The organism is Chitinophaga pinensis DSM 2588, assembly GCF_000024005.1.
GTDB classification, from domain to species: Bacteria; Bacteroidota; Bacteroidia; order Chitinophagales; family Chitinophagaceae; genus Chitinophaga; species Chitinophaga pinensis.
In genome coordinates this window covers 215301-236206 of record NC_013132.1, presented here as the reverse complement: position 1 = coordinate 236206, position 20906 = coordinate 215301, and the positions used below count along the sequence as shown (strand labels likewise).

The window sequence follows — 20906 nt, the reverse complement described above, 5'->3', positions numbered from 1 at the left end:
GTTATGAACCGTCGGCAGCAAATAAAATTGACAGAAGGTATTGACTGGCCTATTATGGGTCTTTACCTGGGGATCGTAACCGTTGGACTGTTATCGATCTTCGCAGCTGAGTACAGGGAAGGTGATAACATCTGGAATGATATCATCCACCTGAATAAAAACTATTCCCGCCAGCTCATGTGGCTGGGTGTATCTGCTGTATTGGCGACTATTATATGGTTGACAGACAGTAAATTCTTCACTGCCACAGCCAACCTGTTGTATGCCGGAGGTATTCTCCTGCTGCTGCTGGTATTGGGTATTGGTAAAGATGTAAAAGGGTCGCATTCGTGGCTGGTGATAGGAGGTTTTCAGTTCCAGCCGGCCGAATTGACCAAGCTTTGTACGAATCTGGCCCTGGCCAAGTACCTGTCCTCACTTGAAACTGATTTTACAAAACTCCGTTCCAGGCTGATCGCCGTATCCCTGGCACTCATCCCCTGCGCCATTATTATCCTGCAATCAGAAACAGGGCTGGCACTGGTATATTTCTCCTTCTTCCTGGTGATGTACAGGGAAGGCTTACCAGGTGTATTACTGGTAATTGCTTTCTCGGGTATCGTGCTGGTACTCTCCGCCTTGCTTGTAGATAAGAATATCCTCTTTATCATATTCTCGGTCATTACCGTGCTGGTAATCTATTTCAGCCGGCGAGAGATAAAACGTAACCGTTCCCGACTGGTCGTTATACTGGGCATATGGGCTTTCTGTTCCGTGTTTGTGATGTTTGTGGTGCCTTTTGCCTTTACAAAAGTGCTGAAGGATTACCAGGTACGTCGTATCGAGGTAATGCTCGGAAAAGAGAACGATCCTAAGGCAACTTATAACACCCGTCAGAGTATGATCGCCATCGGTTCCGGTGGTGTGATCGGAAAGGGATATCTGAAAGGAACACAGACGCGTTACGACTTCGTTCCTGAACAAAGTACTGACTTCATTTTCTGTACCGTAGGGGAAGACTTCGGTTTCCTGGGGTCTATCATATTTATCGGCCTGTATGTGGCATTGCTCTTACGGATCATTTTTGTGGCGGAGCGACAGCGATCGACATTCAGCCGTGTATATGCCTATGGGGTGGCCAGTATTATCTTCTTCCACATGGCCATTAATATTTCCATGACCATCGGTCTGGCGCCGGTAATCGGTATTCCATTGCCACTGGTGAGTTATGGGGGATCTTCTCTGATGACGTTCACAATGCTCATTTTCATCATGCTCCGTTTGGATGCTGACAGACAGATGGTATTACGATAGTTGCCTATCTTTGCAGAATGGCACGTATTATACCACTATCAGAAGGGGCTTTTACAGTAGACGCAACGAAGAAGTTTATACCGTACGATCTTCAAAAAGATAACATGCAGCAGCGCGCCGGCGGTTCGTTGCTGGTAGAGATTCAACCTTTCCTGGTCATCACCGACCAGGATTATATCCTGCTGGATGCCGGATTAGGCTATCGTAATCCGGACGGCGTGATGCAGATTCACCAGCATCTGATCGACAATGGTGTTAATCCGATGGATATCACCAAAGTGCTGATGAGCCATCTCCATAAGGACCATTCCGGAGGTATTTCTATTGTAGATCCGCTGACCGGGGAGCGCAACCTGACTTTCCCGCAGGCGACCTACTATGTGAATGCAGATGAAATGCAATATGCACTGGACAACGATGGTAAGTCTTATCATGCAGAAGATGTGCGTATACTCCAGCAGCGCGACAATGTGGTCTTTACACAGGGAAATGGTACGATTGACGGTTATATTTCCTACGAAGTAACCGGCGGTCACTGTCCTTATCACCAGACATTCCTTATTGATACCGGCGACGACAGGATCTTTTTCGGCGGTGATGAAGCGCCACAGGTTTCCTATATGAAACGTCGTTTTGCCGCCAAGTATGATTTTGATGGCAAACGCGGTATGGAATTGCGCGAGCAGTTCAAGGAGCGGGGCATCCGCGATGGCTGGACTTTCCTGTATTATCATGACACCAAAGTGCCTTACGGCAAATTTCAATAGCCTTTATGTATACGCTGTACGAGAACCTGCGGTTTACCGGCCATGACCGGATGGATACCTGGCAGCAGGGTACACACAGCTGGGCAGCGTACAGCGTATACACACAAAAGGCACATCACGAAGTATATACCCCCCACACTATTCTCAACCTGATCGTCAGGGGACAGAAAAGAATGTATGACGGCCGCGTCATACATCAGCTCCAGGCAGGCGATGTTTTTATCATTCCTGCAGGTTCTTTGCTTTGCTCAGAGATACCCGGACAGCGATATGGATACGAGAGTATCAATATTGAACTGCCGGACGCTATTATTAACAAGTATTCCCTGCCGCAAACGTCCTCCCTTCCTACTCCTGTCGGAGCTACATCATTAACTGCAAGCAGTGCATGGCAACAGCTGAAGAATGAGCTTTTACAACAGTTTACAGTTGCCAGATCCATACATGCAGGACCGTCCCAGGCCCAGATCGCAGCCATGGCATTATCTCTTATGGGGCAAACAGCACAGGGGCAATCCATCATCCGGATGTTACAGCTGGCCACTGCCGTCCAGCCAGCCACCATGCATACCCTTGGGAAAGAGTTGTTTCAGATGGGCGAACTGGAGGAGATGGCCCGTCATGCCTGTATGAGCAAGGCCACCCTGAAAAGACGTTTCCGGCAGGTGTATGATGTAGCGCCGATGAACTGGATATGGGAGAAGAGATTGGAGCAGTCGGCTTTTCTGCTGCGTACCCAAACGGATCCCATTGCGGATATTGCTTACCGCTCAGGCTTTGAAAACATCTCTCACTTCTATCGGCTGTTCCGGAATGCGTTTGGAATGACGCCGGTAGCCTGGCGGAAGTACTGCTTCCCGATTTGAGCTTTTCAGCAAATACTAGCCGATCCGGGTACGTTATATTGTGTACCACATCAAATCTTATTATATGAATGACTTTGCCCGGGAATGGCTACATGCCTGGAATACGCATGACCTGGAGGCGATAATGGCTCACTATGCCCCGGATATCGTCTTTTACTCCCCCTTTATCCAGCAGTTAAACAATGACCCTACGGGTTGTATCAGGGGAAAGGATGCCCTGAGAGCCTATTTTAAACGTGGACTTGATGCCTACCCTGAATTGCATTTTGAGCCCTATCATGTACTGGAAGGGGTACAGTCGGTCGTGATCTATTATAAGAGTGTAAAGGAAATGCTGTCTACGGAGATGATGGTATTGAATGAGGAGGGAAAAGTATGCGAGGTGAGGGCACATTACACCGCCGCCTGATTCTAAATAATAAAAAAAGCCCCGATCCACCTGGATCAGGGCTTTTTTGTATTTTAAAGCATTGCATCAATTGTCAGGGGCGGCCTCTTCTGGCGCCGCCGAGACCGTTCACATTTCTTATCTGCCGTTCTTTCATGGCGCGGATTAATGTGTTACGGAACTCTCTTTCAGATCTGAATACATTACCGGCTTTGGTAGCGGGCAATACTTTCTGGAATTCCTGGTTATAGTGTGTTTTGATATCAAGCATACGACGTTCATATCCCAGTTCCTTCTGATCGGCGGGCGGATTATTAGATGCCTTGGGACCATTGGTGGTGTGTTTACGGCGTTCAGCAATGAGTATCTCTACTTCTTTTGTGTATTGATTATATAGTGGCCAGAATTTCTGTGCTTCTTCCGGGGTAAGGTCCAGTTTCTGTGACAGGTAAGCAATTTCAGCTGCACGGATACGGTCCTTCATCTGATCGTCAGCAGCCTGCTGCGCAAGGATGGCAGAAGGTAGGCAAAACAATGAGAGGACAATAAATATAAAAAGTGTGTAAAAATGTTTCATCTCAATTGTCTGTTAGGCTTTCTTTTAACAAACCAGTGTTATCTAAATAGTGTTCGATGGCTTCTGCCGGTAACTCGTCTACTTCCGGGATCTCGTAACTTTCTTCAGCGGCAGGCGCGTAGGTTGCCAGTTCTTCCTTATCAAAAGCATCTGTGTGGGCCTGTAGGTATTCCATGATCTCCTGGTCGCTTACATTGGCCAGGGCATTGTCTATTATATTGGCAGAATGGTTATTTTCTCTGACAAAGAGCAGCGTACTGACACTTACGAGGGCTATCAGACTGGCCGCAACGGCCCATTTGATATACCGGCGTGTATTCATCTTCCGGATAACGGTTGTAGGCGCCGGAACGGAAAGCTGTTCAGATATAACAGTTGCAGGTTTAGTAGCGGAAGCTGCGACAGCAGCGATTATTTCGGATCTCAATTGAGCAAAATATCCATCAGGTACAGACAGCGGCATGTTTTTAGACATGTCGGCCAGTAAAGGTGACAGTGCAGCCAGTTCTTCCCGGGCTTCAGACGCATGTATTTTCCGCAGGAGCTGTGCAGGTAACTGATCGAAGTAGCCGGCAGGGGTTGTCATGGGGAACGCCTTTGGCAGGTCTGCCAGCAGGGATGGCTCGTCATCTGCAGCCATTACACTTTCTGAAATACTGGTAATGTCTTCGCTGATATTGAGCAGTATGTTTTGTGATAATTGGTTGAAATAGTCTTGAGGTACTGACAGGGGAACGGTTTTCGGCATAGCTGACAGCAGTGGAGAGAGCGTTTCGAGCTCTTCTTTCACTTCCGTAGCATATACTTTCTGCAGGATCTGACCTGGCAGCTGATCGAAGTATCCGGTGGGTACCTTTCCAGGGAAAGGCTTGATACCGGGCCATTCAGCCTCAGGGATGATCTCCCGCAGTTCGTTCGCAATATCGTTATCTCTGGATATCATACAGCTTTTTAGACAGCAGAAGAGAGCAATAGTTTAAAAAAGTTGTGGTTTCGTCTCTAAAAAATTGTGATTCACCTCTTAAAAGTACGAAGATGTCGCATTTTCAGCTATTTCGGATGAACTCTTCGATCTTTTTTACGGCGTGATGGTAGGATGCTTTGAGTGCGCCTTCTGAGGTGTCGAGAACACGGCTCATTTCTTCATAGGGCATTTCATCATAATACCTCAGATTGAATACAATCCTTTGTTTTTCAGGCAGTCCCAGAATTGCCTTTTGCAGTTTCCACTCCAGTTTATTAGGGTCAAACTGGGCATCTGCCTTCAGCGTATTACTAAGACCAGTTTCTACATCTGACAGTGAAACTGAGTTGTTTTTCTTTTGTTTTTCCAGGAAGGTGAGGCATTCATTAGTGGCTATCTTATATAACCAGGTGTAAAGTTGTGCATCTTCACGGAATCCTTCCAGGTTTTTCCAGACTTTTACAAATACATTCTGCAATACATCATTGGCGTCATCATGGTCGAGTACCAGTCGTCTGATATGCCAGTAAAGGCGTTCCTGGTATTTCTGGATGATATACGTAAATCCCTTTTCCCTTGTGGCAGGGTCGCGGTATATTGCCAATAATGCCTTATCATCCTGAGGTATGCTCATTCTTAGGTTAAATGGTTTAAATAAAAAAAACCATCATTATGATGGCTTTTTTTACATAAAGTTTAATCCGATACAGATTATTTCTTCTTTCTTGCGATTGCTCTTTCAGCAGCAGCAACGATGTGCTCTGTATCCAGACCGTATTTCTTCAACAGGTCCAGTGGTTTACCACTTTCACCGAAAGTATCGTTAGTACCTACGTATTCGATAGGAATTGGATTGTGACGTGCAGCTACCTGTGCGATGCTGTCACCCAGACCACCCAGAACGTTATGTTCTTCGGATGTTACGGCACAACCGGTTTTCTGGATAGAGCGCAGTACTGCTTCTTCATCCAGTGGTTTAATGGTATGTATGTTGATAATTTCAACGCTGTAGCCTTTTTCTTCCAGGATCTTACCAGCTTCGACAGATAACCATACCATGTGACCGCAGGCAAACAGGGTAATATCTGTTCCTTCGTGCAGTATCTGGGCTTTACCTACTTCAAACTGCTGATCTTCCGGTGTGAAGTTTGGCCATTTTGGACGACCGAAGCGGAGGTAAACCGGACCTTCGTAGTCTGCGATAGCGATGGTAGCAGCTTTGGTCTGGTTGAAATCGCAAGGAACGATAACAGTCATACCAGGCAGCATTTTCATCATACCGATATCTTCGAGAATCTGGTGGGTAGCACCATCTTCACCGAGGGTCAGACCAGCGTGGGATGCACAGATCTTTACGTTTTTGCCGGAATAGGCAACTGACTGACGGATCTGGTCGTATACACGGCCTGTAGAAAAGTTAGCGAATGTGGTTGTATAAGGGATTTTACCACCGATGGTCATACCGGCAGCAATACCGATCATATTGGCTTCTGCGATACCAACCTGTACAAAGCGGTCAGGAAACTCCTTAATAAAGGCATTCAGTTTCATCGAACCCAACAGGTCGGCGGTCAGTGCTACTACATTCGGATTTTTACGCCCAGCTTCCAATATACCTTCTCCAAAGCCTGCGCGTGTCTCTTTCTCATTTAACGGTTTAATATCTTTTACCATAGCCTTTTATTAAGAATTGAGTCATAAATGTAAGAAATAAACTTTTTAATTACTAAGCACCCGGTCCCTTAAAGCAACTTCCCATTGCCATGCGGTGCGCATCATATCTTCGATGCCAGTGCTGGCTACCCAGCCGAGTTCTTCTTTGGCTTTGGTATTATTGGCATAGATGGCGATCACGTCGCCTGGACGGCGGGGGCCCAGTTCGTAGTTCAGTTTTACACCTGATATTTTTTCAAACGCCTTGATTGCTTCGAGAACGGTCACACCGTTACCGGTACCAAGGTTGAAAACCTCGCAATTATCCTTGTTCTTTTTAGCCAACAGGTATTGCAGGGCTTTTGTATGGGCATTGGCGATATCCATTACGTGGATGTAGTCACGGATGCAGGAACCATCGCGTGTATCGTAGTCGTGGCCGAACACGGTCAGTTTAGGTAATTTCCCGATGGCAGTCTGTGTGATAAACGGAACCAGGTTATCAGGACGACCGATCGGTAATTCTCCTATCAGGCCGGACGGGTGAGCGCCTACCGGATTGAAATAACGCAGCAGGATGGATTGGGTGTCATTCACCTTGCTATAATCCCGGATCATCTGTTCGCCCATCTGTTTGGTGCGCGCATATGGAGATTGTGCTTCCAGCAGCGGAGAGGTTTCCACTACCGGCAGTTCGGTGGCATTGCCATAAACGGAGCAGGAGGAGGAGAATACCAGGTTAGGAATGTTAAACTCTTTTACGCATTTCAGGATGTTTACCAGCGATGCGAGGTTGTTGTGGAAATAAAATAACGGATCAGCTACGGATTCAGGCACCGTTTTCAGTGCTGCGAAGTGGATTACTCCGACGATGTCCCTGTTTTCGTGAAATACTGCGTGTGTGTCTTCCAGGTTGCAAAGATCTACCTTATAGTTGCGGATTTTTTTGCCTGTGATTTTTTCTACGCCATCCAGCAGCTGAGTGGTGCTGCGTATGTTACTGTCTACCGATACTACGTCAAAGCCATTGTTAATCAGATCTACGATAGTGTGAGAGCCTATATATCCACAACCACCGGTAACTAGAACCTTCATATGTCTTGATTTAATTTATTTTTTTCAGGATTAAGTACAATCAGATGTCTGAAAATATGCCCAATGATGAATTACAAATAGTGAATTGAATGCTATGTTACGAATGTACGTTTCCATATCGATAATTCGTAGCCCATCTCCGATTATCAGCGCTTATGTTCAATAATTTTCTCCAGGTACTGACCATAACCGCTTTTCAGCAATGGTTTAGCGAGTGCCTGCAGTTGCTCACGGGAGATGAAGCCCTGTCTGTAGGCTATTTCCTCGATACAGGCTATTTTAATACCCTGACGTTGTTCTATTACCTGTACAAACTGAGAAGCCTGCATCATGGAGTCGAAGGTACCGGTATCCAGCCAGGCAGTACCCCGTGGCAGGATGGATACTTTTAGCTTACCCCGCTGCAGATATTCTTTATTAACATCTGTGATCTCATACTCACCGCGTGGACTGGGTTGCAGGTTAGCGGCGATCTCGATCACTTCATTATCATAGAAATAAAGACCGGGAACGGCGTAACTGCTTTTAGGCTGTTGGGGCTTTTCCTCGATGGAAACGGCCTGCATTTTATCATCGAATTCTACTACGCCATAACGTTCCGGATCGGATACCTGGTAAGCGTAGACGATACCGCCATCAGGTGTGACGTTATTAGCGAGCTGTGTACCAAGACCGGCGCCATAGAAGATATTATCTCCCAATACGAGGGCTACATTATCCTTACCGATAAATTCGCGGCCGATGACAAATGCCTGTGCCAGTCCGTTGGGTAGCGGTTGTTCCGCATATTCAAGGCGCAGACCGAGCTGGGAACCGTCTCCGAAGAGGCGCTGAAAGGCTGGCAGATCATGGGGCGTGGATATAATAAGGATCTCCCTGATCCCCGCAAGCATCAGCGTTGACAGTGGATAGTAAATCATTGGCTTATCATATACCGGCATGATTTGCTTGCTGATGGCATAGGTAATGGGGTGCAGACGAGTCCCGGAACCTCCGGCCAGTATGATACCTTTCATAGCATTTATTATAATTATGAATAATAGACTTGGTCTTTCAAAAAGCCCTACAAAAATAGGGGGCTCCGCGATAAAAAAAAGGAAAAACTAAAAAAGGAAGAGGTATAAAGAGAAAGCCCTCCGGACATTTCATCAGAGGATGAGGATGCCGGAGGGCTGATTATATCGCGTATTAGCGCTTTGTTTAGATAAAGAGGTCTGCTATAAAGTAAACGACAGCAGCCAGCAGTGCACTGATCGGGATCGTAAGTATCCATGCCCAGAGGAGGCTGACAGTTACCCCCCAGCGTACCGCAGAGAGGCGTTTCGTAGCACCTACACCGATAATAGAACCGGTAATTGTGTGGGTGGTACTTACAGGAATACCCAGTGATTCAGTGAGATAAAGCGTTACAGCACCCGCAGTTTCCGCAGCCACACCTTCTAACGGTGTTACCTTGGTGATACGGGATCCCATGGTTTTAACGATTTTCCATCCGCCGCTCATGGTACCCAGACCAATGGCGATAAAACAGGATAAAGGCACCCAGTTAGGAACGGAGGCAATATCTTTGATTGTACCATGTGCTACCAGGGCAGCAGCGATGATACCCATTACTTTCTGCGCGTCGTTACCACCGTGGGCAAGGCTCAATGCACCGGAGGAAACCAGCTGCAAACGTTTGAACCAGTTTTCCGCCCTGTATGGATTTGCCCTGCGGCATACGTTCATAATTATAATGGTAATCACAAAGGCGACGGCCATACCTATAAATGGCGCCAGCGCAATGAAGTATATGATTGGCATTACTTTAGCGTAGTTGATCACCGCAAAAGATCCGTGTGCAGCTGCAACGGCAGCACCAACGAAACCGCCGATCAGTGTGTGGGAAGAACTGGAAGGTATACCATACCACCAGGTCAGCAGGTTCCACACAATCGCAGCGATCAGGCCACACAAGATAACTTTCAGTGTGATAAACTGCTCAAATACAGATTTCGCGATAGTGTTACCTACCTTGAACTCGCCATAAACATATTTGGAGATAAAGAAGGCTGCAAAGTTGAAAACTGCCGCCCAAAGTACGGCCTGAAAGGGCGTGAGTACTTTTGTCGATACTATAGTCGCAATTGAGTTAGCCGCATCATGAAAACCGTTTATATAGTCGAAAATAAACGCCAGTATGATGATCGTGACAAGTAAGGTCATTAGAATGAAATTTGCATTAAAGAAGCTGGCTGAATATGTATAACCAATTGATTATGCATATTTTATTATGATCGACTCTATCACATTGGCGCAATCCTCACATTTGTCGGTTGCGATTTCCAATGCCTGATACAGTTCACGCATTTTCAGCAGTTCTCCTGCATTATTAGATTCTTTTTCGAATAGATCAGCGATTGCCATGTCGTAGATATCATCTGCGTGGTTCTCCAGACTGTTGATCCTTACGCAGGCATCTGTGATATTACGCATGTTGGACATAGTACGCAGTTCCGGGATTGCTTTGTGCAATTCCAGGGTACCCTGGTAGATCAGGTCTGCCAGTTTGCGTACACTATCATTGATTTCGTGTACTTTATACAGGTCCAGCCTTTTTGCAGATCCATGAATGTAGTCAGCCACATCGTCCAGCGTTGCTGCCAGATGGTGAATATCTTCGCGGTCAAAAGGAGTAATGAAGTTCTGCCCCAGTTCAACAAAAATACGATGAGTAAAATCGTCGTTTTTGTGCTCCAGTCGCTCAATAAGATGGGTTTTATCTTTACGTACAGCCATATCTGTGGAGGATACCAGCTCTACGAGCACTTTACCCATTTCTACCAGATTAGCCGCAACGTCTTCAAATAATGAATAGAAAACCCTGTCTTTCGGTATAAATAACTTTACAAAGGAATTGAAGCCTCCCATACTCTTTGTTTGAAAATTTGGCGCAAAAATAGCTTTCCGCGGGCAATACCGCCAAGAAAAAATTATCCTTAATGATTCCTTAACACTGGATTAATATAAAAGTAATATAGCAATTTTTTCTTTGTATTGTAAAAAAAGACTGACTGAATGCGGGGTGAACCCGCAATAGCAGCGCTTTTAAGCGAACTATACTATATTATAAACTAAACCTAACAACTGCCCGGTTTCTTCGGTTCAATTCTTAAAAAAAATGTCTGATAAGCGCCCTCTCGATATTGTAGTTATATCTGATGTTCATCTTGGCATCTACGGCTGTCATGCGAAAGAATTAGTCCAGTACCTCGACAGTATCGATCCTAAGATATTGGTACTGAATGGGGATATCATCGATATCTGGCAGTTCAGCAAGCGTTATTTCCCTAAAGCCCATACCAAAGTGATCCGTCGCATTCTGAAAATGACCGGAAAGGGGACTGAAGTATACTATCTGACAGGAAATCATGACGAAGCACTCCGCAAATTTGCCGGTTTCGGACTGGGTAATCTGACCATCGATAACAAGCTGATCCTGGAAGTAGACGGGAAAAGACACTGGTTTTTCCATGGAGACGTGTATGACGTGACCATGAAAAACTCAAAATGGCTGGCTAAACTGGGTGGAAAGGGGTATGATCTGCTGATTATTATCAACAGGTTGGTTAATAATATTTTAGAGCGAATGGGGAAGGAAAAGATGAGCTTTTCCAAAAAGGTGAAACATGGTGTGAAACAAGCTGTTAAGTTTATTTCAGATTTTGAGCAGGTGGTAGCTGAAATTGCTGTTGATAAGGGATTTGATGTGGTATGCTGCGGGCATATACACCAGCCGATTATCAAAGAAATGCAGCATAATGGTAAGAACGTGACCTATCTTAATTCCGGCGACTGGGTGGAAAGTCTCACCTCGCTGGAATATACCAGTGGTCAATGGAGTCTCTATCAGTATCCCGTATCAAAAGCGCGTGTTGTATTACCAGAAGAGGAAGAAGATGGCTCAGCCATGCCCTGGGAAGACATTTCCAAGGTCATCAGCTTCCCGCAACAATAACACATATATAAGTAGTTGTTATTTAACATTTATTTATGATATAATAACAACTGCTTAATATTCACTTAATACAGGCCCACTAAGTTTGCATTATTCTTTAATAGTCCAAACGTAAAAGTGACCGACTGGTAATGCTAACACATATAGTAAGATGAAAGTATTGAAGTTACATCCTTTAATGACAGTCTCCCTATTACAGATGCAGTTTCAACGACTGCTCGCCTGTAATATAGCCGTGTATATGCGTAACTCCCCGGCTAACGCATTTGACACTTTACAGGAAGCCGGTTTCCTTGAGCAGATGCTGATCGAATTCCCTATTGATGAAACATTGAGTCTGCGTGAGTTCGAAGAAGAACTGGAAGATAAGTTCAATTTTACCCTGGAACTTTGTAATAAGGATAACAAGCCGTTTACCAATAAGAGTATGCACCTGTTTCAGCTGATCTCTACCCTGAACGATAGTATGAAATTCAACTCAGAGTATAGCGCACAACTGGACATCACACTGGAAAGATTATTGAATAATAATCATCAGGGACCGCAGCAAATAGCCTGCTGACCAATGTTTTAGCATTACCATATCCCTATCCTGATTATACCTTATTATTTATCCTATGCGCCTACACTCTCCCGAATGTGTTAACTATTTTTTAATTATTCCTTAACAATTAACATTCTCGTAACCTTGCTGTAACACTGCGGTAACACGGCGATAATAGTTTTGCATCAGTAATTCAATCAAGTCACTGAATCAGCTTATATCGTGAAACATTCTCTTGCGTCTGCACTGTTATGTGTGTGCCTCCTTTTGAGTACCTTCCTCTCCGCGTTTGCCATGGATAATGGCAAAATCACCGGTAAAGTAACTGACCAGAAAACAGGTGAAGCCCTCATTGGCGTAACCGTTATCGTACAGGGTACCTCTACAGGAGCGGTTACCGATGTTGAAGGTCGTTACACACTGAACGTAGCTCCAGGTACTTACGTGCTGGAGTTCAAGTATATGGGTTATCAAACCAAAGCCGTAAGCGACGTAGTCGTGAAGTCCGGTGTTGCCACCCAGCTCCCCATCATTATGGATGAACCTAAATCCAAAGAATTACAAGAAGTTGTGATCAGAGGTTCATTCAAACAGGAAACTATCAACGCTTTATATACTGCTCAGAAAAATAACGTCGCTGTATCCAGCGGTATTTCTGCTGAACAGATAAGATCTTCCCCTGATAAAAATACCGGCGAAGTACTGAAACGTGTAAGCGGCGCCAGTATCCAGGATAACAAATTTGTTGTTGTACGTGGTCTGACTGACCGTTATAACAACGCCACCATGAATAACGTACTGTTACCAAGTACAGAGCCTGACAGAAAATCATTCTCTTTCGATATCATTCCTTCTGGTCTGATCGATAACATGGTGATCAATAAAACATCTACTCCTGATAAACCAGGCGATTTCGCAGGTGGTCTTATCCAGGTAAATACCAAAGACTTCCCGGATGAAAAGTTTATCACCGCTTCTGCTGGTGTTTCTGTGAATGGCCTATCTACATTCAAAGATGCAAAGACCGGTATGAGAGGTTCTACCGACTACTGGACATTTGATGACGGATCAAGAAAACTGCCTTCTGCTGTTCCTTCTTCTGCTGCATTCAATAACCTGGCTGGTAAAGCAAAAGATGATATCAACAGGTCTTTCAAAAATAACTGGAGAGTATCCAATACAACCGTAGCGCCAGGTACCAGCATTCAGATCACCGGTGGTAACACTAAATACTTTGGTGAGCGTAAACTGGGTTACATTTTCTCTGTAACACATAACCACACTGAGCGTAATCAGTTCGCAGAGCGTAACGATTTCGACATCGATAACAAAGTGTACAGACGTCATAACGTTGATACTTCTAACAGATATTCAAGTGCACTGGGCGCTGTAGCGAATCTGGCTTACAGCTTCAAGAATAACAAAATATCTTTCAAGAACCTGTACAACCGTATACTGGACAATAACACGCTGTTACGTGATGTAGCTGCGGATCCCAATCCTCCTTTCCACTATCTGACACAATCCATGATGCTGACGCTGACACAGCGTTCTATCCTGTCATCTACATTACAGGGTGAGCATAGTCTGAAAGGTGGAAAAGTAGAATGGTTACTGAACTATTCTAAAACTAAGAGAGATGATCCGGACATGCGTATCTCTAACTATACAGACAGTCACGCTATTATTGATCAGCCGGTAAATGGTGGTTCTTCCCGTGGTTTCTTTACTGTAAAAGATAACATCTACAACGGTGGGTTGTCTTATCAGTTCCCACTGCTTCAGAAGAGCAAAGACCATTCACTGAAACTGGGTGTGTTTGAACAATACAGAAAACGTTATTCTATCTACAGACCATTCTCTTACCACTCTTCTCCTGATTTCCCTTATGAGAAGCTGGCTTTATCTCCATATGAACTCTTCTCTAATGAGAACCTGGGAAGCAATGGTATCTATCTGAGAGATGATAAGGATAACACCGGTGAATACAATGCTACTTCTAATCTGAGTGCAGGATATTTCATGTTTGATAATTTTATCACAAAGAAACTGAGAGTAATCTGGGGGCTGCGTTACGAGCGCTACAACCAGCAGCTGAAACCAGTATCGACTGTTGCCAGCTATACAACAGATACTACTTTCAACAGCTTCCTGCCTTCAGCGAACTTTGTATATAATCTGACAGACAAGACTAACCTGAGATTGTCTTACTCTAATACTGTTGCGAGACCAGAATTCAGAGAGCTCGCAACGTTCAGCTTCTTTGATTTCCTGAATGCGGCAACCGTATTTGGTAATCCAAATCTGAAACAGACCCGTATCACCAACATTGATTTACGTTACGAATTATATCCTGCTGCCGGCGAAACATTCGCAGTAGCTGCATTCTACAAGAAGTTTAAAGATCCTATCTCTGAAACATGGTATAGCATCGATAACAACGACCGTACATACATCAACCTGAATGATGCAAATACATTCGGAATTGAATTGGAAGCAAGAAAGAACCTGGAGTTTGTAATGGGCAGATGGGGTAAGAATTCCTTCATATTCGCTAACGGTGCATACATCCACTCTTCAATCAAGAATCCAAACCAGACTGTACGTAACATCAACGGTGAAACGAGAAGTATGCCGGGTCAGTCTCCATACCTGATCAATGCAGGTTTGCAGATTAACAATCCTAACAACGACATGGGTGTAACCGTACTGTACAACAGAATCGGTTCAAGGATCAACATTGTGGGTGACGACAGCAGCAACAAACTGGACGTGTTCGAGAATTCCAGAAACCTGCTTGATCTGCAGCTCAGCAAACGTCTGTTCAAAAAGAACGGAGAAATCAAGCTGAACATTTCAGACATCCTGAACAATCCGTATCTGTTGTATCAGAACAAAGACGATAAAAGATCTTATAAGAAAGGGACAGATTATGTGTTCTATCAATACAAATACGGAACAAATTTCTCTTTAAGCTTTTCCTATACTTTCAGATAATAAAAGGTCAGGTAATAAGTTGACCATTTGTTAACATAGTGCTAATAATCAGCTAACATTTAATTCATTTTTTTGCCAAAAATTCAATTTAATTCTATGAGAAAAAACAAGACATCAGTTCTGCTTATGGCTGCTGCGCTGGCTACAACTTTCGTAGCTTGTAAAGATGATGACAAAGTTGAACCAACTCCTGAACAACCGAAGGCGACTGTTGAATTGAAAGGTAAAATCTCTGCCGACAGAAAGCTTTCAAAGGATACTTTCTATCTGATGAAAGAGTATGTTTACGTTACAAACAACGCTACTCTGACTATAGAACCAGGTACTACTATTCTGGGTGGAAACACAAGTCCTACCTCCGGTGGTACCCTGATCATCACAGCAGGTGCTAAGCTGATCGCTAAAGGTACTGCTGATGCTCCAATCGTATTCACATCTGCTAAAGCTCCAGGTGCACGTGCTAAAGGTGACTGGGGTGGTATCATCCTGTTAGGTAAAGGTTCTACCAACAGACCAGTTGACAAGAGAGTTGTTGAAGGTCTGGCTAACGTAGACGCAACTGTTAACCTGAACTATGGTAATGCAGCCAGCACACAAGGTGATGATGCTGATAACTCCGGTGTTCTGCAATATGTAAGAATCGAGTTCGGTGGTATCGCACTGGCAAGTACTGCGGATAGCGAAGTAAACGGTGTTACTTTCTACGCAGTTGGTTCTGGTACTACAGTTGATCACATCCAGGTTAGCTACTCCGGCGATGACGCTTACGAGTGGTTTGGTGGTAGCGTAAACTGTAAATATCTGGTAGCTTACGGTACACTGGATGATAACTTCGATATGGATAGCGGCTTTAAAGGTAAACTGCAGTTCCTCGTTGCCCTGCTGGATCCTAAAGCTTCTGACGTTGTGAGCCTGTCTAACGGTCTGGAAGTTGATAACCTGAACGGTGCAAACACTTCTACTCCTTTCACTCACCCGATCATTTCTAACCTGACCCTGGTAGGTCCTGGTGCTGCAACCGGTGCTGGTGATTATTTCTACTCTGGTGCAAGATGGAGAAGAGGTGCTAATTTCACTGTAGCAAACTCTGTATTCTCTGGTATGCCAGTTGCTACTGATGTTGAAAGTAAAGTTGCACAGGATTATCTGAGCGATGGTACTTCCAAAATCACTAACTCTATCTTCCAGGCTTCCGGTATCAGCCCTATCTCTACTCAGCGTGGTGCTGGTGCTACTGCAATCGGTCCGGTATTATTTGATGCTGATACTAAAGATGCAAGCTACCTGACTGGTAACGATATCAAAAACCTGATCATGGCTGAAGCGAACACTAACACTACTTACACTGCACTGGCTGATGTTTTTGCTAAGGTTCCTTCTGCTGCTTCTTATAAAGCTACCAACACTGAATTTGCGCTGAAAACTGCTAAAACTGCAGTCTTCTCTGCTGAATTCGATGCTTTCTTCGATAAGGTTAACTACGTTGGTGCGGTAGATCCTGCTAACCCATGGACTAATCAGGCATGGATTAACTGGACTCCAAACGAAACAGTATATGTAAAAGAGTAATTGTTACATAATATAACTGCTTGTCAGAGGGACAGACTTTATAGTCTGTCCCTTATTGTTTGTTAATATTTATATAACATAGTTTGTTCTTTTTTAATAGAAGATATTCCTATTATTGCACTGTCAGTTTTAAGTTGTATACCCGACCATATGAAGCCCGTATTGAGACATGTTACCCGGCCCGCATCAGGTCTTTTGATGATGCAAAATCCGTCTTCTATCTGCATTGACTATACGTGTCTGCCAAAAGGCAATCGTATTTGTATTACGCATTAGAGCCTATTTTATAAAAAATATACCTGTTGCATTTGTGTATAGACAAATGTGCTGGTAGTCTATTGTCCGGAAAATTTGTTAATTAAATCAAATACATCACATGAGAACCCGTATTGCCTCTTTAGCAGTTACCATTACTGCGATGTCTGCTTTTTTATTTGCCTGTAAAAAAGAGGATGCACAAACCCGCAGCCAAGTCCTGGTGAACCATGAAATTCAAGCGCGTGTAGATGAAAAGTATCTGCAGAAGATCCATGATCTCGGATTTGATACATCCGGCGTAAAAAATTATGATTCAATTTTTGTAGTAGAAGGAGATCGTGCTATTTCAAGAAAATTTCTGGATGAATACAACGTCAGAAAGGATGCAAATGCAAAGTACGCAACCGCTACTAATCTCTGGACACTCGGTACACAGATCAAAGTGTTTTTACCGTCAACTGTCCTTGGAGAATCCCGTTATTATAACGGCGCTGTAAAAGCGATCCAGGAATGGAACAGTGCACATTCTGCCCTGAGCTTTTATGCTACCTACTATGCAACTGATCCGGCATACAGTTTCCAGATCGTTTATGGTACCCTGCCTTCAGGTGTGTATGCAATGGGAGATTATCCAGGATTTTCTAACTTCAATGGTGTGAACGGTTATCAGATCATCCTGAACAAAACCCTGATCGATTCACAGAATCTTAGCGCTGACCAGATCGCCTGGCTGATCGCACACGAAATCGGTCACATGATGGGACTGCGTCACAGCGACTGGAATACACAAGGTGAAGGTGTTGCTGACAATGGTCAGGTGATCGGTAACGTCGATCTGCCTGCTTTTACCGAAGCTGATGCTGCCGGTTCAATCATGCGTAAGAACTTCGTACCTTCTACTAATGACGGATTTATACTGTTTAATGAAAGCGGTAAAGATGCTGAAGTAATCAGAGCATTATACCCAGGTTCTGCATGTAACCTTTATCCTCACATCAACCTGCCGGCATCTGGTACACAGGCTACCTATAACAACATTGGTACGCTGTATCCTTCTTACAGAGTAAAACTGTCTGAACTGATTGCTGTAGAGTGGGATATCAAAAACAGCGCTAATGTAAGCGTGGCTACATGGAACGATTCTGACATATCTTTCCATTTCCCTTCCAATCTGCCAAAAGGTACATACAATGTGTTCCACAGGGTAAGGACGACTACCTGTCCTAATGGTACTCAGATTGTAAAACTGATCCAGATTTTATAATATCTTGATTGACATATGCAAACAGAAAGCCGTTCCGCCTTTGGCGGACGACTTTCTGTTTTATTGTGGGCTATATATTATAAAATGTGTGCCGGTGTATGTAAGCTAAGCATTGCTTCTGCTTCATGGATGGCCTTCACTGTTTTCGTCAACGCATCTGGTGTGACTGATATACTATCAATTCCCTGTTCAACGAGAAACTTTGTGAAGTCGGGAAAATCAGAAGGGCCTTGTCCGCAGATACCTACTTTCACATGTTGCTTTTTAGCGGTACTGATCAGCATACTGATCATTCTTAATACAGCCGGATTGCGCTCATTATAGAGATTCGCAATCAGTGCAGAGTCGCGGTCGAGTCCTAATGTCAGTTGTGTAAGGTCATTGGACCCGATGGAAAAACCATCAATATGCGCGGCGAATTCTTCTGCCATAATGATATTAGAAGGTATCTCGGCCATCAGGTATACTTCCAGACCGTTTTCCCCTCTTTCAAGACCATACTGTTTCATGGTACTTAGTACCTTCAGCAGTTCGTCGACTGTTCGGCAGAAAGGGATCATGACGACTACATTCTCCAGTCCCATTTCCTCTCTTACCTTTTTGATGGCTTTGCATTCAAGCGCGAAGGCTGCGCTATATTTCTCAGAATAATACCTGGATGCACCTCTCCAACCGATCATAGGATTTTCTTCTGCTGGTTCGAAGTACTTTCCTCCCAGCAGATTGTAGTATTCGTTGCTCTTGAAATCGGAGAAACGTACAATCACTTTACCTGGATGAAATGCAGCGGCAATCTTCGCAATGCCATAGGCTAGCTTTTGTACAAAGTAGGCTTCTTCATTTTCATATCCTCTGATCAATTGTATGATCTCTGCGCTTAGTGCCGCATCGTTCAATGTTTTATGATGCAATAAGGCAAGCGGGTGTATTTTAATGTAGTTGTTAATGATGAATTCTTCCCTGGCTAGTCCGACGCCCTTGTTGGGAAGATGTGAATATTGAAATGCCATTGAAGGAGAGGCGACATTCAGCATCAGCGATGTATTGATCTCAGGCAGTTCCCGCAGATCAAGCGAAGTTTCTTTGAAAGGCACGATTCCTTCATAAATGATGCCTTCATCACCTTCTGCACAGCTGATGGTAATATCCTGACCGGAACTGAGTAACTCAGTAGCGTTGCCGCAGCCTACGATGGCGGGAATCCCCATTTCTCTTGCTACAATAGCAGCATGACAGGTACGTCCTCCTTTATTGGTCACAATAGCGGCTGCCATTTTCATGATAGGTTCCCAATCGGGATCTGTCATATCTGTAACGAGTACATCGCCGGGTTTGAATTCCGAACCTTCGGTAATACGTTTGTCCAGTGAGAAAAGGATATTCACTTTTCCGGACGCGATCTTATCTCCTACTGCAATCCCTTTTAATAAGGGCGTCGCTTTTTGTTCCATACTATAGGAGGTGATCGTATGATGTTCTTTCTGTGAGTGAATGGTTTCGGGGCGGGCCTGTACGATGAATAATTCGTTGCTGAGCCCATCTAAGGCCCATTCTATATCCATCGGACACCATTTTCCTTTGAGCTGCGAATAGTATTCTTCTATTCTGCATACCCATTCGGAAAGTTGCAAAATCTGTTTATCGCGTAATGAGAATCTTTGCTGATTGGCTTTGTCAAGCGGGATGATCTTGGTGCGTTGGTCATTACTTTCACCATACACCATCATTTTGTCTTTCACGCCCAGGCGTTTTTCAATGATGGGCGCGTGATGCCCGTTGAGCGCAGGTTTGAATACGATAAATTCATCAGGAGATACAGCTCCCTGTACGACCATTTCTCCCAGTCCGAAAGCGGCGTTGATGACAACCACATCTTTGAAACCTGATTCTGTATCCAGGGAAAAGGCGACGCCGGCAGCACCGAGATCTGAGCGGACCATCTTCTGTATACAAACGGATAAGCCTATACTGAAGTGGTCATATCCAAAATTTTGTCGGTAGCTGATGGCTCTGTCAGTGAAGAGAGATGCGAAGCAGTTGCGTACGGCATCGATCAATGCGGCTGGTCCTCTGACATTCAGATAAGTTTCCTGCTGTCCGGCAAAGGATGCATCCGGGAGGTCTTCTGCGGTAGCGGAAGAACGTACGGCTACGTCTGTAATGTCCTGACCATATTCCCGGGAGAGTTCCATATAGGCACTAATGATCTCTGTACTGAGTTCATGCGGAAATTTGGTATTACTGATTGCCTGGCGGATGCGTTGTCCCGCTCGTCTCAGGGTCACCAGCGAGGTAAAGTCAATACCAGCGATCTGTTCCTGGATATAATCTTCCAGGCCACTTTGACGCAGAAACTGATAATAGGCTGTTGTGGTGATAGCGAAGCCGGAGGGTATGTTAATACCTGCTTTGGTGAGGTTGGCAATCATTTCTCCAAGTGAGGCGCACTTACCACCTACGATAGGGATATCCTCCAGGCATAATGCCTGAAGAGGAATTACAATTCGTGTTTCCATTGAAGAGATTAGTTTTGGTGTATGACAAAGTTGGCGTCGGGATAAAGGTCATCATTATTGTAACCAGAAATACAGATACGCGAAGAAGCCGAAAACAAATCTATAATGAGTTGTTAATCACGATTTTTTTTCAGGTACAGCGGTCGAATCTGCGTAAT

18 protein-coding genes are annotated in these 20906 nt (G+C 44.5%); 9 read left to right on the top strand and 9 right to left on the bottom strand.

Going from position 1 to position 20906, the window contains the following annotated elements:
* Positions 1-3: 3 nt before the first annotated feature.
* The 4 genes from rodA to CPIN_RS00915 all read left to right on the top strand — a co-directional run bounded on the left by rodA (position 4) and on the right by CPIN_RS00915 (position 3335).
* Complete coding sequence (rodA, locus tag CPIN_RS00930; RefSeq protein WP_012787867.1) at positions 4-1293, top strand: rod shape-determining protein RodA; 1290 nt, start codon at positions 4-6, stop codon at positions 1291-1293.
* 17 nt (positions 1294-1310) lie between these two features.
* Positions 1311-2060, top strand: coding sequence for an MBL fold metallo-hydrolase (locus CPIN_RS00925; protein WP_044217568.1), 750 nt, complete (start codon positions 1311-1313; stop codon positions 2058-2060).
* Positions 2061-2065: 5 nt separating this feature from the next.
* A complete protein-coding gene (locus CPIN_RS00920; RefSeq protein WP_012787865.1) occupies positions 2066-2926 on the top strand; it encodes a helix-turn-helix transcriptional regulator in 861 nt (286 codons plus the stop codon).
* Between the two features lie 64 nt (positions 2927-2990).
* Positions 2991-3335 carry a nuclear transport factor 2 family protein gene (locus tag CPIN_RS00915; protein WP_012787864.1) on the top strand — a complete coding sequence of 115 codons (345 nt, stop codon included), beginning with the start codon at positions 2991-2993 and terminating at the stop codon, positions 3333-3335.
* 73 nt (positions 3336-3408) lie between these two features.
* Here CPIN_RS00915 and CPIN_RS36215 read toward each other — a convergent pair whose 3' ends face one another.
* The 8 genes from CPIN_RS36215 to CPIN_RS00875 form a co-directional block, all read right to left on the bottom strand.
* On the bottom strand, positions 3409-3891 hold the full coding sequence (locus CPIN_RS36215) for a hypothetical protein (RefSeq protein ID WP_012787863.1): 483 nt from the start codon (positions 3889-3891) through the stop codon (positions 3409-3411).
* 1 nt (position 3892) lies between these two features.
* Positions 3893-4834, bottom strand: a complete 942-nt coding sequence (locus CPIN_RS00905) for a hypothetical protein (protein ID WP_012787862.1) — start codon at positions 4832-4834, stop codon at positions 3893-3895.
* Between the two features lie 103 nt (positions 4835-4937).
* On the bottom strand, positions 4938-5489 hold the full coding sequence (locus tag CPIN_RS00900) for an RNA polymerase sigma factor (RefSeq protein ID WP_012787861.1): 552 nt from the start codon (positions 5487-5489) through the stop codon (positions 4938-4940).
* Between the two features lie 77 nt (positions 5490-5566).
* Positions 5567-6529 (bottom strand): transketolase family protein, encoded by a 963-nt coding sequence (locus CPIN_RS00895; RefSeq protein ID WP_012787860.1) that lies wholly within the window; start codon positions 6527-6529, stop codon positions 5567-5569.
* A 45-nt stretch (positions 6530-6574) separates the two neighbouring features.
* Positions 6575-7603: a UDP-glucose 4-epimerase GalE gene (galE, locus tag CPIN_RS00890; protein ID WP_012787859.1), complete on the bottom strand. Its 1029-nt coding sequence runs from the start codon at positions 7601-7603 to the stop codon at positions 6575-6577.
* A 146-nt stretch (positions 7604-7749) separates the two neighbouring features.
* Positions 7750-8619: a glucose-1-phosphate thymidylyltransferase RfbA gene (gene rfbA / locus CPIN_RS00885; protein WP_012787858.1), complete on the bottom strand. Its 870-nt coding sequence runs from the start codon at positions 8617-8619 to the stop codon at positions 7750-7752.
* Positions 8620-8803: 184 nt separating this feature from the next.
* On the bottom strand, positions 8804-9808 hold the full coding sequence (locus tag CPIN_RS00880) for an inorganic phosphate transporter (protein WP_012787857.1): 1005 nt from the start codon (positions 9806-9808) through the stop codon (positions 8804-8806).
* Between the two features lie 51 nt (positions 9809-9859).
* Positions 9860-10513, bottom strand: a complete 654-nt coding sequence (locus tag CPIN_RS00875; protein WP_012787856.1) for a DUF47 domain-containing protein — start codon at positions 10511-10513, stop codon at positions 9860-9862.
* A gap of 250 nt (positions 10514-10763) precedes the next feature.
* Here CPIN_RS00875 and CPIN_RS00870 point away from each other — a divergent pair, with 250 nt between their 5' ends.
* From CPIN_RS00870 to CPIN_RS00850, 5 genes are all read left to right on the top strand, one after another.
* Positions 10764-11600, top strand: coding sequence for a UDP-2,3-diacylglucosamine diphosphatase (locus CPIN_RS00870; protein ID WP_012787855.1), 837 nt, complete (start codon positions 10764-10766; stop codon positions 11598-11600).
* Positions 11601-11751: 151 nt separating this feature from the next.
* A complete protein-coding gene (locus CPIN_RS00865; RefSeq protein ID WP_012787854.1) occupies positions 11752-12162 on the top strand; it encodes a hypothetical protein in 411 nt (136 codons plus the stop codon).
* Between the two features lie 204 nt (positions 12163-12366).
* Positions 12367-15141, top strand: coding sequence for a TonB-dependent receptor (locus CPIN_RS00860; RefSeq protein WP_012787853.1), 2775 nt, complete (start codon positions 12367-12369; stop codon positions 15139-15141).
* Between the two features lie 96 nt (positions 15142-15237).
* The gene (locus tag CPIN_RS00855) at positions 15238-16710 is read left to right on the top strand and encodes a beta-helix domain-containing protein (protein ID WP_012787852.1); all 1473 of its coding nucleotides are present in this window, start codon (positions 15238-15240) and stop codon (positions 16708-16710) included.
* 376 nt (positions 16711-17086) lie between these two features.
* On the top strand, positions 17087-18232 hold the full coding sequence (locus tag CPIN_RS00850; RefSeq protein ID WP_012787851.1) for a M57 family metalloprotease: 1146 nt from the start codon (positions 17087-17089) through the stop codon (positions 18230-18232).
* A gap of 77 nt (positions 18233-18309) precedes the next feature.
* Here CPIN_RS00850 and ppsA read toward each other — a convergent pair whose 3' ends face one another.
* Complete coding sequence (ppsA, locus tag CPIN_RS00845) at positions 18310-20748, bottom strand: phosphoenolpyruvate synthase (RefSeq protein WP_012787850.1); 2439 nt, start codon at positions 20746-20748, stop codon at positions 18310-18312.
* Positions 20749-20906: the final 158 nt, after the last annotated feature.

What these genes read in the sequence shown, in the direction of transcription:
- rodA (WP_012787867.1), top strand. Translation starts at nt 4, where the DNA reads ATGAACCGTCGGCAGCAAATAAAATTGACAGAAGGTATTGACTGGCCT.
- CPIN_RS00925 (WP_044217568.1), top strand. Translation starts at nt 1,311, where the DNA reads ATGGCACGTATTATACCACTATCAGAAGGGGCTTTTACAGTAGACGCA.
- CPIN_RS00920 (WP_012787865.1), top strand. Translation starts at nt 2,066, where the DNA reads ATGTATACGCTGTACGAGAACCTGCGGTTTACCGGCCATGACCGGATG.
- CPIN_RS00915 (WP_012787864.1), top strand. Translation starts at nt 2,991, where the DNA reads ATGAATGACTTTGCCCGGGAATGGCTACATGCCTGGAATACGCATGAC.
- CPIN_RS36215 (WP_012787863.1), bottom strand. Translation starts at nt 3,891, where the DNA reads ATGAAACATTTTTACACACTTTTTATATTTATTGTCCTCTCATTGTTT.
- CPIN_RS00905 (WP_012787862.1), bottom strand. Translation starts at nt 4,834, where the DNA reads ATGATATCCAGAGATAACGATATTGCGAACGAACTGCGGGAGATCATC.
- CPIN_RS00900 (WP_012787861.1), bottom strand. Translation starts at nt 5,489, where the DNA reads ATGAGCATACCTCAGGATGATAAGGCATTATTGGCAATATACCGCGAC.
- CPIN_RS00895 (WP_012787860.1), bottom strand. Translation starts at nt 6,529, where the DNA reads ATGGTAAAAGATATTAAACCGTTAAATGAGAAAGAGACACGCGCAGGC.
- galE (WP_012787859.1), bottom strand. Translation starts at nt 7,603, where the DNA reads ATGAAGGTTCTAGTTACCGGTGGTTGTGGATATATAGGCTCTCACACT.
- rfbA (WP_012787858.1), bottom strand. Translation starts at nt 8,619, where the DNA reads ATGAAAGGTATCATACTGGCCGGAGGTTCCGGGACTCGTCTGCACCCC.
- CPIN_RS00880 (WP_012787857.1), bottom strand. Translation starts at nt 9,808, where the DNA reads ATGACCTTACTTGTCACGATCATCATACTGGCGTTTATTTTCGACTAT.
- CPIN_RS00875 (WP_012787856.1), bottom strand. Translation starts at nt 10,513, where the DNA reads ATGGGAGGCTTCAATTCCTTTGTAAAGTTATTTATACCGAAAGACAGG.
- CPIN_RS00870 (WP_012787855.1), top strand. Translation starts at nt 10,764, where the DNA reads ATGTCTGATAAGCGCCCTCTCGATATTGTAGTTATATCTGATGTTCAT.
- CPIN_RS00865 (WP_012787854.1), top strand. Translation starts at nt 11,752, where the DNA reads ATGAAAGTATTGAAGTTACATCCTTTAATGACAGTCTCCCTATTACAG.
- CPIN_RS00855 (WP_012787852.1), top strand. Translation starts at nt 15,238, where the DNA reads ATGAGAAAAAACAAGACATCAGTTCTGCTTATGGCTGCTGCGCTGGCT.
- CPIN_RS00850 (WP_012787851.1), top strand. Translation starts at nt 17,087, where the DNA reads ATGAGAACCCGTATTGCCTCTTTAGCAGTTACCATTACTGCGATGTCT.
- ppsA (WP_012787850.1), bottom strand. Translation starts at nt 20,748, where the DNA reads ATGGAAACACGAATTGTAATTCCTCTTCAGGCATTATGCCTGGAGGAT.